Origin of the sequence: Deinococcus rhizophilus, from assembly GCF_030271215.1 — a bacterium.
GTDB lineage: Bacteria > Deinococcota > Deinococci > Deinococcales > Deinococcaceae > Deinococcus > Deinococcus rhizophilus.
In genome coordinates this window covers 1-13,433 of sequence record NZ_JASNGB010000014.1, presented here as the reverse complement: position 1 = coordinate 13,433, position 13,433 = coordinate 1, and the positions used below count along the sequence as shown (strand labels likewise).

Genomic DNA, 13,433 nt, shown 5'->3' with positions numbered 1-13,433 from the left:
CGCTTGATGTGCATGGGAAGTTCAGCGGTGCAGACGGGCTTTTTCTGCCTCCCTCCGGGTGGGGGGACCCGCAGAGCTGCTTGCAGAGGGTCGGGGAGGGGGGTGGACGGCGACGCCGACGCCGTTCCCGGTGGAGAAGTTCCAGCGGGTTACGAAACCGTCCGCACCACGGAAGACAGACCCCTCCCTCCAGAGTGAGGCGGGTCTCCAGGAAGCCGGAGGCCCAGGTGCCCCCTGAACCTCCGGCGAAGGCCGCGCCTGTCCTACCCCGGCAGGCAGCGGTACAGCTTGACGCTCCGGGCCTTGAGGGTCGTTTCTTCCCCGGCGGCCCGTTGCTCGCGGGCACCGTCGTCGGTGGTGTCGAGCAGCAGTTCCCAGGCGGGGCAGCCGTCCAGGTCGGGCAGGCGGAAGGGCAGGTCGATGTGCGTGGCGGAGAACAGCAGCAGCAGGTCGTCGTCCTTCAGCGGGCGGCCTTCCGCGTCCACGTCATCCAGGCCGTCGCCGTCGAGGAACATGCCGAGAGACTGGGTCTGGGGGTTGTTCCAGTCGTCGTCGGTCATCTCGGCGCCGTCAAAGCGCAGCCACACGATGTCGCGCACGTCCTCGCCCCGGATGGTGCGGCCCGAGAAGAACTTGCGGCGGTGCAGGGCGGGGTGCGCCTTGCGCAGCGCGATCAACCGTCGGGTAAAGGCCAGCAGGTCGGCGTCGATGTTCTCCCAGTCGTACCAGCTGACCGGATTGTCCTGGCAGTAGGCGTTGTTGTTGCCCCCCTGCGTGCGCCCGATCTCGTCGCCGCCCAGGATCATCGGGGTGCCCTGGCCCAGCAGCAGCGTCGCCAGGAAGTTGCGCTGCTGCTGCGCCCGCAGGCGGTTCACCTCGGGGTCGTCCGTCTCGCCCTCCACCCCGCAGTTCCAGGTCAGGTTATGGCTGTGCCCGTCGGCGTTGCCCTCGCCGTTGGCCTCGTTGTGTTTGTGCTCGTAGGTCACGCTGTCGCGCAGGGTGAAGCCGTCGTGGGCGGTCACGAAGTTGATGGACGCGTACGGCTTGCGCCCGTCGCGCTGGTAGAGGTCGCTGCTCCCGGTCAGCCTGTACCCGATCTCGGAGGCCAGCCCGCCCTCGCCCTTCCAGAAGGCCCGCATGTCGTCGCGGTAGATGCCGTTCCACTCGGCCCAGTTCACCGGGAAGTTGCCGACCTGATAGCCGCCCTCGCCCACGTCCCACGGCTCGGCGATCAGCTTGACCTGCGAGATCACCGGGTCCTGGTGGATGATGGTGAAAAACCCCGAGAGCTGGTCGACCTCATGCAGCCCCCGCGCCAGCGTGGAGGCGAGGTCGAAGCGGAAGCCGTCCACGTGCATCTCGGTGACCCAGTAGCGCAGCGAATCCATGATGAGTTGCAGGGTCTGTGGGTGGCGCACGTTCAGGCTGTTGCCGGTGCCGGTGTAGTCGAAGTAGAAGCGCGGGTTGCCCTGCACCAGCCGGTAGTAGGTGGGGTTGTCGATGCCCTTGAAGCTCATGGTCGGCCCCATGTGGTTGCCTTCCGCCGTGTGGTTGTACACCACGTCGAGAATGACCTCGATGCCCGCGTCGTGCAGGGCGCGGACCATGTTCTTGAACTCGGGAACCGCCCCCGCCGGGTCCCCGCGCCGCGCCGCCGCCGAGTAGCGCACTTCCGGCGCGAAGAAGTTCAGGGTCGAGTAGCCCCAGTAGTTGCTCAGGCCCTTGCCCAGCAGAAAGCCGTCGTCCACATGCTGATGGACCGGCAGGAACTCGACCGCCGTGATGCCGAGGTCGCGCAGGTAGCGCAGCACCGGCTCGGTCGCCACGCCCGCGTAGGTGCCCCTCAGGGCCTCGGGCACGTCGGGGTGCGTCATGGTCAGGCCGCGCACGTGCGCCTCGTAGATCACCGACTGGTGAAAGGGCACGCCCGGCTTCTGGTCGCCCACCCAGTTGAAGAGGGGATCGATGACGATGCCCAGCGGAGCGCCGCGCTGCTCCCCGGTCTGCATCTGGAGGTCGTCTCCCCCCTGGTAGCCCAGGATGCCCCGGTCATGCTGCTCCACCCCGTCGAGCGCCTTGGCATAGGGGTCGAGCAGGACCACGTTGGGGTTAAAGCGCAGGCCCCGCTCGGGCGCGTACTCGCCGTGGACCCGGTAGCCGTAGCGCTGGCCCGGTCCCACCCCCGGCAGGTAGCCGTGCCACACGAAGGCGGTCTGCTCGGTCAGCGGCAGGCGGGTCTCGGTCCCCGATTCGTCGAACAGGCACAGCTCGACGCCCGCCGCGTTCTCGGAATACAGGGCGAAGTTCGTGCCCTTGCCGTCCCAGGTCGCCCCCAGGGGATAGGGGCTGCCGGGGCGCGACAGGGCCGCTTGGGTGGTCGGAAGATCGGTGGTGGTCATGGGTACTGGGGTCCTCCACGGGCCGCCGGAGCGCCCGCCGTGTTCATGGGTCAATGTTCATGGGTCAAGTGGAGGGCGGCGGCTTCCGGTTCCCGGCCCTCAGGCCTTCTCCCGTGAAGTCACCGCCCATGTCTGGAAACGTTACCAGATTGCCCCGCGCTTCCCCGTTCCTCCCCCACACTCGGGGGGAAGGGGGCAGCGCGGTCAAAAGCCCAGTTGCGCCCGTGGCCGCCCCAGCCGCTCCAGCTTTTCCGGGGTCCACAGCTCGTAGCGGTACATCGGGTACTGCCGCTTGAAGCGCCCCACCCGGTCCCACACCTCGCGCGACTCGAAGGGAATCACCAGGATCAGCCGGATCACCGAGTCCTCGGCGTCGTAGATGTAAAAGTCGAAGGAAAAGGACTGCTCGCTGCCCCGGTCGGTGAACAGCGGAAAGGGAAAGGCCCGGTAGCGCCACGCCTTGTTCTTCTCGGTCAGGAGGCGGGCGGCGACCCGCTTGAGGGCGCTGTCGGGAAAGGTGAGGCGCTCGCCGTCGCGGTCGCGGAAGACGGTGTCGGCGGCAGGTGCGTCCAGCTGCACGCGCCCCCGGTCGGAGAGCGGCTTCTTGCCGCCGCCCGCGCCGTCCCCCCGCGTCACCCTGGGCGAAGCCTTGCGCCCCGGCCCCGGCTGGGGGCCGCGCTCGCTCCCCCCACGCCCTTCCCCGCGCTCACCGGGCTTGCGCCGGGCCGGAGTGGTGGGGGACAGGGTGCTGCGGCCCTGGGACTGGCCCGAGCTGCGCGGTCGCTCGCTGCGTGGGCGCTCCCCGGCGCCCCGCTTCTGGTTCTCTTCCCCCGGGGTTCCCGGTTCGCGGACGGGGCGGGTGGTGTCGCGGGTGATGCCGCCGCGTCCCTGCGCGGCTGTGCGTTTGGGCGGTCGGCCCCTGGAGCCTTTTCTGGGTCCGGTCATGGGGGTAGTGTAGCGGCCAGCCACCAGCGGCCAGCGACCAGCAAAACAAAAGCCCCGACAGGAGGCTGGGGCTTTCGCTGGTGGCCAGGAGCTGGGAGCTGGCGGCTCTTACTTCGCCAGCCCGCGCATCACGCTGAGGTTCACGAACTTGCTCAGGTCCGGCACGTCCCGCGCGAAGCCCGCTTCCTTGTTGAGCTGCGCGTACTCGGCCAGCGTCCTCATGTTGATGTCCCAGGTCACCTTGGTCCGCGACAGCGCCTTGAACAGGTCGGCGGTGCCCGGCCGCTTGCCGGTAAACGCCTGAATCTGGTCCGCGACGGCCTTCTGCGCCCCGGCGTTGCTCTTCCCGATAAAGTTGATGGCCCCGAGGTGCCCGCGCAGCAGGTCCCTGACCGTTTCGGGGTTCTGCGCGGCGAACCTGGTGTTCACGGCGAGGACGGTGGTGGTGTAGTTCCCGCCCGCCCAGATGGCCTTCTCGCCCGCGATGAGTTTGGCCCCCTGCGACTCCATGATCGCGCCCCAGGGCTCCTGCACCAGCGCGGCGTCGACCTGCTTGGTGGCGAAGGCGGCAGGCATGTTCGCCGGGTCGATGGGCACGATGGTCACGTTGCCGCCCTCGTCGGTGGCCTTCAGGCCGTTCTCGTGCAGCAGGTGCCGCAGGCTGATGTCCTGGGTCGAGCCGCGCGTGGGCACGGCGACCTTCTTGCCCTTCAGCGCCTTGACATTGCGGATGCCGCTGTCCTTGCGCCCGACCAGCACCGCGCCCGCGTTCGCTGCGCCCGCGTACACCTGGATGGGCACGCCGCGCATAAAGGCGTTCATGGCCGGGCCGGGGCCGACGTAGGCGGCGTCGATCGCGCCCGCCGCGAACGCCTCGTTGATCTGCGAGCCGTTGGCGAACTCCCTGACGACCAGCTTGACGCCCCCGAGTTCCTTCTGAAAGAGGCCGCGCTGAATGCCGACCAGTCCGGCCGCGTGCGTCACGTTGGGAAAAACACCGAGCCGAAGTTCTTTGGCCTGCTGCGCCTGCGCCGTGCTCGCGGCCAGGGTCAGGAGAGAGAGGAGAGTCCGCTTCATAAAACAAAGCATAGCAGAGAAGTTGACCAAGTTTGTAATCTGTGTGGGCAGGTGCTCCCCGGTCCCTCTGCTGGGGCCAGGAGCCCCGCAGCGGCGGCCCTGACGCTTCTCGCCCTCGCCCCGGTCGCCGCAGCGGGGGGCGGCCCTCCCGCGCCCGGCACGTCCCGCACCTTCGACTCCGCCGGTGACGGGAGCAGGCAGGTCCGCGTGACCTCTCTCCGGTCTGGCGAGGAAGGCGCACGTTTTGCCGTGCTGCGGTGGCGTGGGCAGGAGCACAGGCTGGCCCAGGCGATCTCCGCGAGCGGGGCGCGGTACGCGGGCCTGTCCGGGCCGGAGACGGACACGGGGCGAGCGCGGGGGCTGCTCACGGGCTGCCGCAGCGGGCGGTAAATCGGCGGGCGCGGGCTGGGCAGCCGGGGTACGCTGCGGCCATGCCCACCGCCCAGCTTGACGCCCTCGTGGACGAGGCCCGTGCCACGCACAGCAGCGCCCTCGTCGTGATGCAGGGCGGGGAAGTCCTCGTGGACGAGGTGCTGGACGGGCGCGGCGACCGTCCCATCGAGACGATGAGCGTGACCAAGGCCGTGCTGAGCTTGGTGGTGGGCCGCGCGGTCACGCTGGGGCATCTGCCGGGGGCCGACGTGCCCGTGTGCGAGTTCTTCCCGGAGTGGCGGCAGGGGCGCAAGCGGGACGTGATGCTGCGGCATCTGATGACGCATACGAGTGGCCTTCAAAACGTGCCGATGGCTCCGGCGGAGATCTACCCCAGCCCAGACTTCGTGCAACTCGCGCTGTGTGCCGAGCTGGAGCACGCTCCCGGTTCTGTGTTCGCCTACAACAACAAGGCAGTCAATCTTATTTGCGGTCTGCTGGAACGCGCTACCGGGCAGAAGGCCGACGATTTCGCCCGCGCGGAGCTGTTCGGGCCGCTGGGAATTGAAGAGTGGGAATGGGTGCGTGACCCGGCCGGGAATCCGCACGGTCTAGCAGGGCTGCGGCTTCACGCCCGCGACCTGGCGCGGCTGGGGCAGGTGGCGTTGGACGGTGGCAACGGTCTGATCACTCGTGAGTGGCTGGAGGAAAGCACGCGGCCTGCCACACCTGCCGAGCCGTCCATCGGCCTGCTGTGGTGGATGCTGCCCGCCTGGACGCGTTACAGCATCGGTGAGGGTCAGATTGAATCACTCCGTCGGGTAGGCGGGACGGCGGAGCAGGTGGCGGCCCTGGAAGATTGCCGATGTCAGGGAGTAGAGCGCGACCGCGTCCTGCACCTGATTCGGCAAGTGGACTTGCGGCCTCAGGAGTTTCCAAGGGACGCGCAGTGGCTGGGGAGCGAGCAGGGGCCGAATGTCGGTTTCCGGCATGACGGATACCGGGGACAGAATCTCGCCGTCCACCGGGAAGCCCGCCTCGTCGCCGTGCGTCTGATCGCCTGGGATCACCCGCAGGTGGAAGCGCCGCAGAGCGCCTTCCCCACCTTCCCCGACCGCATCCTCACCCTCGCCCCCGCCTGACCGTTCCCTCCGTCCCCCTCCCTTCCGGCGCCCCCGCGTACAATCTTCCGGTGACGGTCGCCGCCCCCAACCTCTCCAGACTGATGCCGACCGCCCCGGTCGGGAACGTGCTGCTGCTGCCGCAGGTGGCCCGCGCCGCCCTCTTCGCTGCCCACCCCGGCCCCGCCGTGCTGCTCACCACCCCCGACCGCCTGGGCACCTACGCCTCGGCCGGGGCGCTGGGGGCGCCCGTGTCGGTCAATCCAGGGCTGCGCGACTGGGCGGGCAGGCACGAGCACGTCGTGCTGGACGTGAACACGGTGCTGGACCTCTTTCCAGCGCGCCCGGAGGACCACGCCCTGGCCCTGCGGGTGGGCGCGAGCTACCCCCGCGAGGAGCTGCTCGCCCGGCTGGAGCGCCTGGGCTACGAACGGTTGCAGGACCCCGAGGACGACGAGACGGGCTACCTCCTGCGCGGCGACACGCTGGAATTGCGCCTCGTGCCGGGAGCGGGCGTGCCGGACGGCGAGGAGGCGCTGACCCTCCGCGCCGAGTTCTTCGGGGACGAGCTGGACACCCTGCGCCGCCTGGGGGCGGGCGAGCTGACCGGCGAGAAGATTCAGGACTTCACCCTGGAGCCCACCGCCGACTACCTCACCGACGTGAAGTGGGACGCCACCCGCCTCGACCTGCTGCCGGGCCGCGTGTTTCTGGACGCGCCGGAGTTCTACGCCTCGGCGCTGGGACCGCTGGCCGACACCCTCTGGCCCCGGCTGCGGGAGCGCGAGGTCACGTCCTTTGGCCGCGCTCCGCTGGAACTGACCGACTTCGACCTCGGCCTGACGCCGCTGCCCTTCTACCGCGCCCGCTTATCTGACCTCGAGCGCGACATCGGCGAGTGGCGGGGGGCGGGGTACCGGGTGCTGATCCTGGTGCGCCACGACCGCACCGCTGCCTATCTGGCAGACCGGCTCCTGAACACCCACGACATCCCCTGGCTGAACGTTCCCCGGGTGGAGGAGGGAGGCCTGGGCTTCCTGCGGGCGAACGGCGAGGGCGGCTTCGCCATTCCCGAACACCGCACGGTGGTGCTGACCGAGGACCTGATCTACGGCTTCCAGGGCGGCTCGGCGCTGCGCGGGCGCAAGCTGGCGGGCAAGCCGGTCACGGACGCGCTGGGCCTGCACGTCGGGGACTACCTCATCCACCCCGAGCACGGCATCGGGCAGTTTCAGGGGCTGGAGACGCGCACGGTGCTGGGCGTCACCCGCGACTACCTCAACCTCGACTACCGGGGGGGTGCCCGCCTGAGCGTACCCATCGAGCAACTGCCTGTGCTGCGGCGGCACCCCGGCACCACCGACGACCCGCCCGTGCTGTCGAGTTTCGACAAGAAGGACTGGGCCAGGGCCAAGGAAAAGGCCCGCAAGAACGCCGAGGAGGTCGCGGGCAAACTGCTCGTGCAGTACGCCGCCCGGCAGGTCACCCCCGGCAACAGTTTCCCGCCCCAGCCCGAGTGGGACGCGCAGGTGGAGAAGAACTTCAGCTTTGACCTCACCGCCGATCAGAAGACGGCCCTGAAGGAGACGATGGGCGATCTCGAACGCCCGGTTCCCGCCGACCGCCTGATTTCCGGCGACGTGGGCTTCGGCAAGACGGAGGTGGCGCTGCGGGCCGCTCACCGCGTCGTCGGGCACGGCAAACAGGTCGCCATGCTGGTGCCCACCACCCTGCTGGCCGAGCAGCACACCTCCACCTTCGTCGAGCGCTTCAAGGACCTGCCCGTACGTGTGGAGGGCCTCTCGCGCTTCACCGGCGACAGGCAGGCCAGGAGCATCCTGGGCGACCTCGCGCAGGGCAAGGTGGACATCATCATCGGGACGCACCGATTGCTGTCCGGCGATATCGGGTTCAAGGACCTGGGCCTGATCATCGTGGACGAGGAACACCGCTTCGGGGTTAGTCAGAAGGAGAAGCTGCGGGCCATGCGCGGCCTGCCCGACGTGCCCAGGGACGGCAAGATCGAGATCCCGGAAGGGGTGAAGGCGGTGGACACGCTGGCGCTGTCCGCCACGCCGATTCCGCGCACCCTCTACATGAGCATGGTGGGCCTGCGCGACATGAGTTCCATCCAGACGCCGCCCAAGGGCCGCAAGCCCATCCAGACGGTGCTCGCGCCCTTCGACCCGGTGACCGTGCGCGACGCCATCCTCTCCGAGATCGAACGGGGCGGCAAGGTCTTTTACATCCACGACCGCATCGCGTCCATCGGGGCCAGGAGCCTGTACCTGCGCAACCTCGTGCCGGAGGCCCGCATCGGTGTGGCGCACGGGCGCATGAACGAGGAGGAACTCGAGGAGATCATGCTGGGCTTCGCGGAGGGCGCCTTCGACGTGCTGATCTCCACGACCATCGTGGAGACGGGGCTGGACATCCCCGAGGCGAACACCATCCTGATCGAGCGCTCGGACCGTCTGGGCCTCGCGCAGCTCTACCAGCTTCGCGGGCGCGTCGGGCGGCGGCAGCAGACCGCCTACGCCTACCTCTTCTACCCACCGCGCATGACCGAGAACGCGCAGCGGCGGCTGTGGGCGATCGCGGATTTGCAGGACCTCGGCTCCGGCCACCTCCTCGCTGAAAAGGACATGGAGATTCGCGGCGTGGGCAACATCCTGGGCGAGGAGCAGCACGGGCACGTGCAGGCCGTGAGCATCGACGTGTACACCGAGATGCTCGCTCAGGCCGTCGCCAGGCTCAAGGGCGAGAAGATGGAAACGCTCGCCTCCGTCTCCATCGACCTGCCCATCAACTCGCGCCTCACGCCCGAGTATTTCGGCGGCAACGAGGAAGAACGCATCGCCACCTACGGGCGGCTCTCGGAGGCGCGGACCCTCCAGGCGGTCAGCCGCGTCGAGCGCGACCTGCGCAAGAAGTACGGCCCGCCCACCCCCGAGGTCCAGAACTTCATCGACCTTGCCAAGCTGCGCCTGACCGCGGTCGCCAAGCGCGTGCTGAGCATCGGGGAGACGATGACCCACCTTCAGGTGACCTTCGCCTACAAGGCCCTCGACTACGACGCGCCGGGCCTGAAACGGTTCCCCCACCGGACGGAGGTCACGACCTTCCCGCCGTCGGTGCGGCTGGAGAAGCGCGGGCTGAAGCCGGACGACTACGCGCGGACGTTGATCGATCTGCTGGGGTATTTCGGGTGAGGAACCCCTCAGTCAGCTTCGCTGACCGCTCCCCTTGAGGGGAGCCTTCGAAGCGCACGTAACCGGGCTGTTGGTGCCCACGAAAGCCTCCCTTTGAGGGGAGGTGCCCCCGGAGGGGGCGGAGGGGTGTTTGGGCCTAGGNAGCGCACGTAACCGGGCTGTTGGTGCCCACGAAAGCCTCCCTTTGAGGGGAGGTGCCCCCGGAGGGGGCGGAGGGGTGTTTGGGCCTAGGGCATTGGACAGAATGACGGCCCCCGGGGAAGGGCGCCCCAGGTGCCTCCCCGAATGCCCAATGCTCTTCTTCAATTCGCTCGCTCTGCTGCGCAGCTTTGCAAGTCCGCTCGGCCAACGAATGCGGAAACCCACCGCATTCTTATGGCACATGCTCTAGAACTACCCTACCCATGAGCGACGAACACGAGAAGCAGGCGGCCGAGCAAGGCACCGAAGTGAAGGTCAGGGTCCGCACGGGAGACAAGGACCGCCACGACGACGATAGGCCCCGTGATGAGGTCAGCGTCACCCGCCACCGCGTCACGGTGGGAGGCCGTGAGCTGGCCTACACGGTCACGGCGGGGACGATGGTGCTGGCCGAGGAGAAGCACGCGAAGGAGGGCGAGTCGGAAGGCGTCAAGCCCCGCGCCCGCGTCTTTTTCGTGGCCTACGCCCTGGAGGGCGAACACGACCCACGCGAGCGGCCCGTCACCTTCAGCTTCAACGGCGGTCCGGGCAGCTCCTCGGTGTGGCTGCACCTCGGCCTGCTGGGACCGCGCCGGGTGGTCATGGGCGACGCGGGGGCGTTGACCGGCCCGCCCTACGACCTCACCGACAACGAGTCCACCCTGCTGACCCATTCGGACCTGGTGTTCATCGACCCGGTGAGCACCGGCTATTCGCGGGTGACGGAGGGCGAGAAGCCCGGCGACTTCCACGGGTTTCAGAAGGACATCGAGTCCGTGGGCGACTTCATCCGGCTGTGGACCAGCCGCGCCGGACGCTGGCTCAGCCCCAAGTTCCTGATCGGCGAGAGCTACGGCACCACGCGGGCGGCGGGCCTCAGCGGGTACCTGCAGGAGCGGCACGGGCTGTTCCTGAACGGGATCATGCTCGTCAGTTCCATCCTCGACTTCTCGACGGTGGACTTCACGCCGGGGCACGACCTGCCGTACGTCGTCCACCTGCCGACCGCTGCCGCGACCGCCTGGTATCACGGCAAGCTGTCCGGTGAGCGTTCGCTGCCCGACGTGCTGCGCGAGGCCGAGGCCTTCGCGGACGGCGACTACGCCCGTGCCCTGCACCTCGGCCCGCGCCTGACCGACGACGAGCAGCGGCAGGTGGCCGAGCGGTATGCCGCGCTCACCGGCCTGGACCCGGCGTTCGTCCTGCGCAACAACCTGCGGGTCACGCTGGCCCGCTTCTGCAAGGAGCTGCTGCGGGACCAGGGCCGCACGGTGGGCCGTCTCGACAGCCGCTTTACCGGGCTGGACCGCGACTCCGGCGGCGAGGCGAACGAGTACGACCCCAGCCTCAGCGCCATCCTGGGGCCCTACACGGCGGCGATGAACCACTATGTCCGCGCCGAGCTGGGCTTCGAATCCGACCTTCCCTACGAGATCCTGACCGGGCGGGTCCGCCCCTGGAGCTACAAGGAGTTCGAGAACAAGCACGTGCGCGTCTCGGACACGCTCCGGAAAGCCATGCACCAGAATGGGCACCTCAGGGTGCTGGTGGCGTCGGGCTATTTCGACTTCGCCACGCCGTACCACGCCACCCGGCACACGCTGGACCACCTCGGCCTCGACCCCAGCCTGCGCGGGAACCTGCGCGAGGTCTTCTACGAGGCCGGGCACATGATGTACGTCCACCGCCCCAGCCTGGAGCGGCAGTACGCGGACCTGACCGAGTTCGTGGAGTGGGCGGTGGCCCGGAGCTGAGGCCAGGGCCATGAAAAAGCCCGCCCCACTTGCACGGGGCGGGCTCCTCGTCGGCTCCACTTACACGCTGATCTCGGCAAACCTCGCGTTGTCCTGGATGAACTTCTTGCGCGGCGCGACTTCCGAGCCCATCAGGTCCTCGAAGACCTCGTTGGTGACCATCAGGTCTTCCACCTTGACCTGCTTGAGGGCCCGCGTCTCGGGGTTCATGGTGGTGTCCCACAGCTGGTCGGCATTCATCTCGCCCAGGCCCTTGAAGCGCTGGATCTCGTACTTCTTGCCCTCGCGGTTGGCGCGGGCCACGTGCGTCTTGAGTTCTTCCTCGGTGTAGAGGTAGGTGCCCTTCTTCTCGCGGCCGACCGTGATGCGGTACAGCGGCGGCTGCGCGATGTACAGGTAGCCCTGCTCGACCACGGGGCGCATGTAGCGGTAGAAGAAGGTCAGCAGCAGCGTGGCGATGTGCCCGCCGTCCATGTCCGCGTCGGTCATGATGATGACCTTGTGGTAGCGCAGGTTGGAGAGGTCGAAGTGCATCCGGTCCCCGGTGCCCTCCACGCCCGCGCCGATGGCGCCGATCAGCGCCCGGATCTCCGCGTTTTTCAGGATCTTGTTCAGCTCGGACTTCTCGACGTTCAGGATCTTGCCGCGCAGGGGCAGGATGGCCTGGAAGCGCCGCTCGCGCCCGCCCTTGGCCGAGCCACCTGCCGAGATGCCCTCCACGATGAACAGTTCGGACTCGGCCGGGTCCTGCGAGGAGCAGTCGGCCAGCTTGCCGGGCAGGTCGTCGTTCTCCAGCGGGTTGGAGCGCCGGACGATGTCGCGGGCCTTGCGGGCGGCCTCGCGGGCACGCGCGGCCTCGGCGGCCTTCTCCACGATGGTCTTGCCGACCTTGGGGTTTTCCTCCAGGAACTCCGCGAACTTCTCGCCCACGATGGCGTTCACGGCCGTTTGCGCCTCGCTGTTCAGCAGCTTGACCTTCGCCTGCGACTCGAACTGCGGCTCGGGCAGCTCCACCGAAACTACGCAGTAAATCCCCTCCAGCAGGTCATCGCCGCTGGGCACCGGGTTGCCGGACTTGATCAGGTTCTTGTCCTTGGCGTACTTGTTCAGAATGCGCGTGTAGGCGGTCTTGAAGCCGGTGAGCGGCGTGCCGCCGTCGCGCGTGCGAATCATGTTCGCGTACGTCAGGATGTTGTCGCTGGAGTAGGTGTTAGCGTGGATAAACGCGACCTTAACCTTGACCTCGCTGTGCTCACCCATCATTACGATGGGCTGGTCGTACAGCAGCTTGGTGTCGTCGGTGACGAGCGCCCGGGCAAAGTTGGCGATGCCGCCCTGCTCGTGGAAGACCTCCTCGCGGATCTCCCCGGCGTGCAACTCGGTGCGCTCGTCGCGCACGACGATCTTCAGGCCGGTCAGGTACGCCAGCTCGCGCAGGCGGCCCCGGATGCGGTCATAGTTGAAGAGGTTCTCGAACTCGTTGAACACGAGGGCGTCAGGGTGGAAGGTGACCTTGGTGGCCCACTGCACGTCGTCCGGCGTGGGGCCGACGACCTCCAGCGGGGTGGTCACGGCGCCGCGCTCGAAGCGGATGTGGTGCAGCTTGCCCGCCTTGTTGACGGTCACGTCGAGGTAGGTGGACAGGGCGTTCACCACGCTGCTGCCCACCCCGTGCAGGCCGCCGGACACCTTGTAGGCGCCGCCGCCAAACTTGCCGCCCGCGTGCAGCTCGGTAAAGATGACCTCGATGGCGGGGCGGTTCTCACTCTTCATCATGTCGACGGGAATGCCGCGCCCGTTGTCGGTGACGGTGGCCGAGCCGTCGGCGTGCATGATGACGTGAACCTCGTCGGCAAAGCCGCCGATCCCCTCGTCGATGGCGTTGTCGATGATCTCGGTCAGCAACTGGTGGTAGCCGTCGATGCCGGTGCCGCCCTGCACGTACATGCCGGGGCGTTTGCGAACAGCCTCCAGCCCCTTGAGAATCGAGATGGAGCTGGCGTCATAGGCGGGAGTCTGGGTCATGGTCCTCCTGGCGTTGTCCCCCCACGGGGACACGTCCTGGGTTTAAAGGGTTCGATTCGGAAAAAACGGGCGCTGGGTGCGCCGCCGAAGGTCCTGCCAGTATACTCCCGGACTTGAAACGGGTCAAATATATTACGCATGGGGCGTAATCGGGGGTGAGGAGTTGGCTCGACGTGGCGTTGGGGTCAGGCCGGTCATTGGACGCCCCCTGGATCAGCGGTCACAATGGCCCTTGCATGCGCCCGCGTTCTGCCGCCCTTCTCGCCCTCGCCCCGTGGCTGCTGGCCCCCGGACTCGCGGCCTGGCCGGGAGGCGTGGCGGGGGCGTCGGCTCCTGCAACGGTCCCCG

The 13,433-nt window shown here is 68.2% G+C and carries 8 protein-coding genes; 4 read left to right on the top strand and 4 right to left on the bottom strand.

Going from position 1 to position 13,433, the window contains the following annotated elements; translation table 11 throughout:
- Window positions 1-263: 263 nt before the first annotated feature.
- From glgX to QOL99_RS03375, 3 genes are all read right to left on the bottom strand, one after another.
- Entirely contained in the window at window positions 264-2,399 is a 2,136-nt protein-coding gene (gene glgX / locus QOL99_RS03385; protein WP_285521329.1) for a glycogen debranching protein GlgX, read from the bottom strand.
- Between the two features lie 204 nt (window positions 2,400-2,603).
- Window positions 2,604-3,344: a hypothetical protein gene (locus QOL99_RS03380; protein ID WP_285521327.1), complete on the bottom strand. Its 741-nt coding sequence runs from the start codon at window positions 3,342-3,344 to the stop codon at window positions 2,604-2,606.
- 108 nt (window positions 3,345-3,452) lie between these two features.
- A complete protein-coding gene (locus tag QOL99_RS03375; protein ID WP_285521324.1) occupies window positions 3,453-4,421 on the bottom strand; it encodes an ABC transporter substrate-binding protein in 969 nt (322 codons plus the stop codon).
- Between QOL99_RS03375 and QOL99_RS17750 the strand changes: the two genes are divergently transcribed.
- From QOL99_RS17750 to QOL99_RS03355, 4 genes are all read left to right on the top strand, one after another.
- Window positions 4,320-4,811 carry an MliC family protein gene (locus QOL99_RS17750; RefSeq protein WP_326522567.1) on the top strand — a complete coding sequence of 164 codons (492 nt, stop codon included), beginning with the start codon at window positions 4,320-4,322 and terminating at the stop codon, window positions 4,809-4,811. The genes QOL99_RS03375 and QOL99_RS17750 overlap by 102 nt on opposite strands.
- 41 nt (window positions 4,812-4,852) lie before the next feature.
- Window positions 4,853-5,935: a serine hydrolase domain-containing protein gene (locus QOL99_RS03365; protein ID WP_285521317.1), complete on the top strand. Its 1,083-nt coding sequence runs from the start codon at window positions 4,853-4,855 to the stop codon at window positions 5,933-5,935.
- Between the two features lie 50 nt (window positions 5,936-5,985).
- Complete coding sequence (locus QOL99_RS03360; protein ID WP_285521315.1) at window positions 5,986-9,126, top strand: DEAD/DEAH box helicase; 3,141 nt, start codon at window positions 5,986-5,988, stop codon at window positions 9,124-9,126.
- A 404-nt stretch (window positions 9,127-9,530) separates the two neighbouring features.
- Window positions 9,531-11,060, top strand: a complete 1,530-nt coding sequence (locus QOL99_RS03355) for a S10 family peptidase (RefSeq protein WP_285521313.1) — start codon at window positions 9,531-9,533, stop codon at window positions 11,058-11,060.
- 60 nt (window positions 11,061-11,120) lie between these two features.
- On the opposite strand, the gene QOL99_RS03350 is transcribed toward QOL99_RS03355, so the two are convergent.
- Window positions 11,121-13,085 carry a DNA topoisomerase subunit B gene (locus QOL99_RS03350; RefSeq protein ID WP_285521312.1) on the bottom strand — a complete coding sequence of 655 codons (1,965 nt, stop codon included), beginning with the start codon at window positions 13,083-13,085 and terminating at the stop codon, window positions 11,121-11,123.
- Window positions 13,086-13,433: the final 348 nt, after the last annotated feature.

Coding starts and splice junctions, on each gene's coding strand:
- QOL99_RS03380 (WP_285521327.1), bottom strand. CDS start 3,344: ATGACCGGACCCAGAAAAGGCTCCAGGGGCCGACCGCCCAAACGCACA.
- QOL99_RS03375 (WP_285521324.1), bottom strand. CDS start 4,421: ATGAAGCGGACTCTCCTCTCTCTCCTGACCCTGGCCGCGAGCACGGCG.
- QOL99_RS03350 (WP_285521312.1), bottom strand. CDS start 13,085: ATGACCCAGACTCCCGCCTATGACGCCAGCTCCATCTCGATTCTCAAG.
- glgX (WP_285521329.1), bottom strand. CDS start 2,399: ATGACCACCACCGATCTTCCGACCACCCAAGCGGCCCTGTCGCGCCCC.
- QOL99_RS03365 (WP_285521317.1), top strand. CDS start 4,853: ATGCCCACCGCCCAGCTTGACGCCCTCGTGGACGAGGCCCGTGCCACG.
- QOL99_RS03355 (WP_285521313.1), top strand. CDS start 9,531: ATGAGCGACGAACACGAGAAGCAGGCGGCCGAGCAAGGCACCGAAGTG.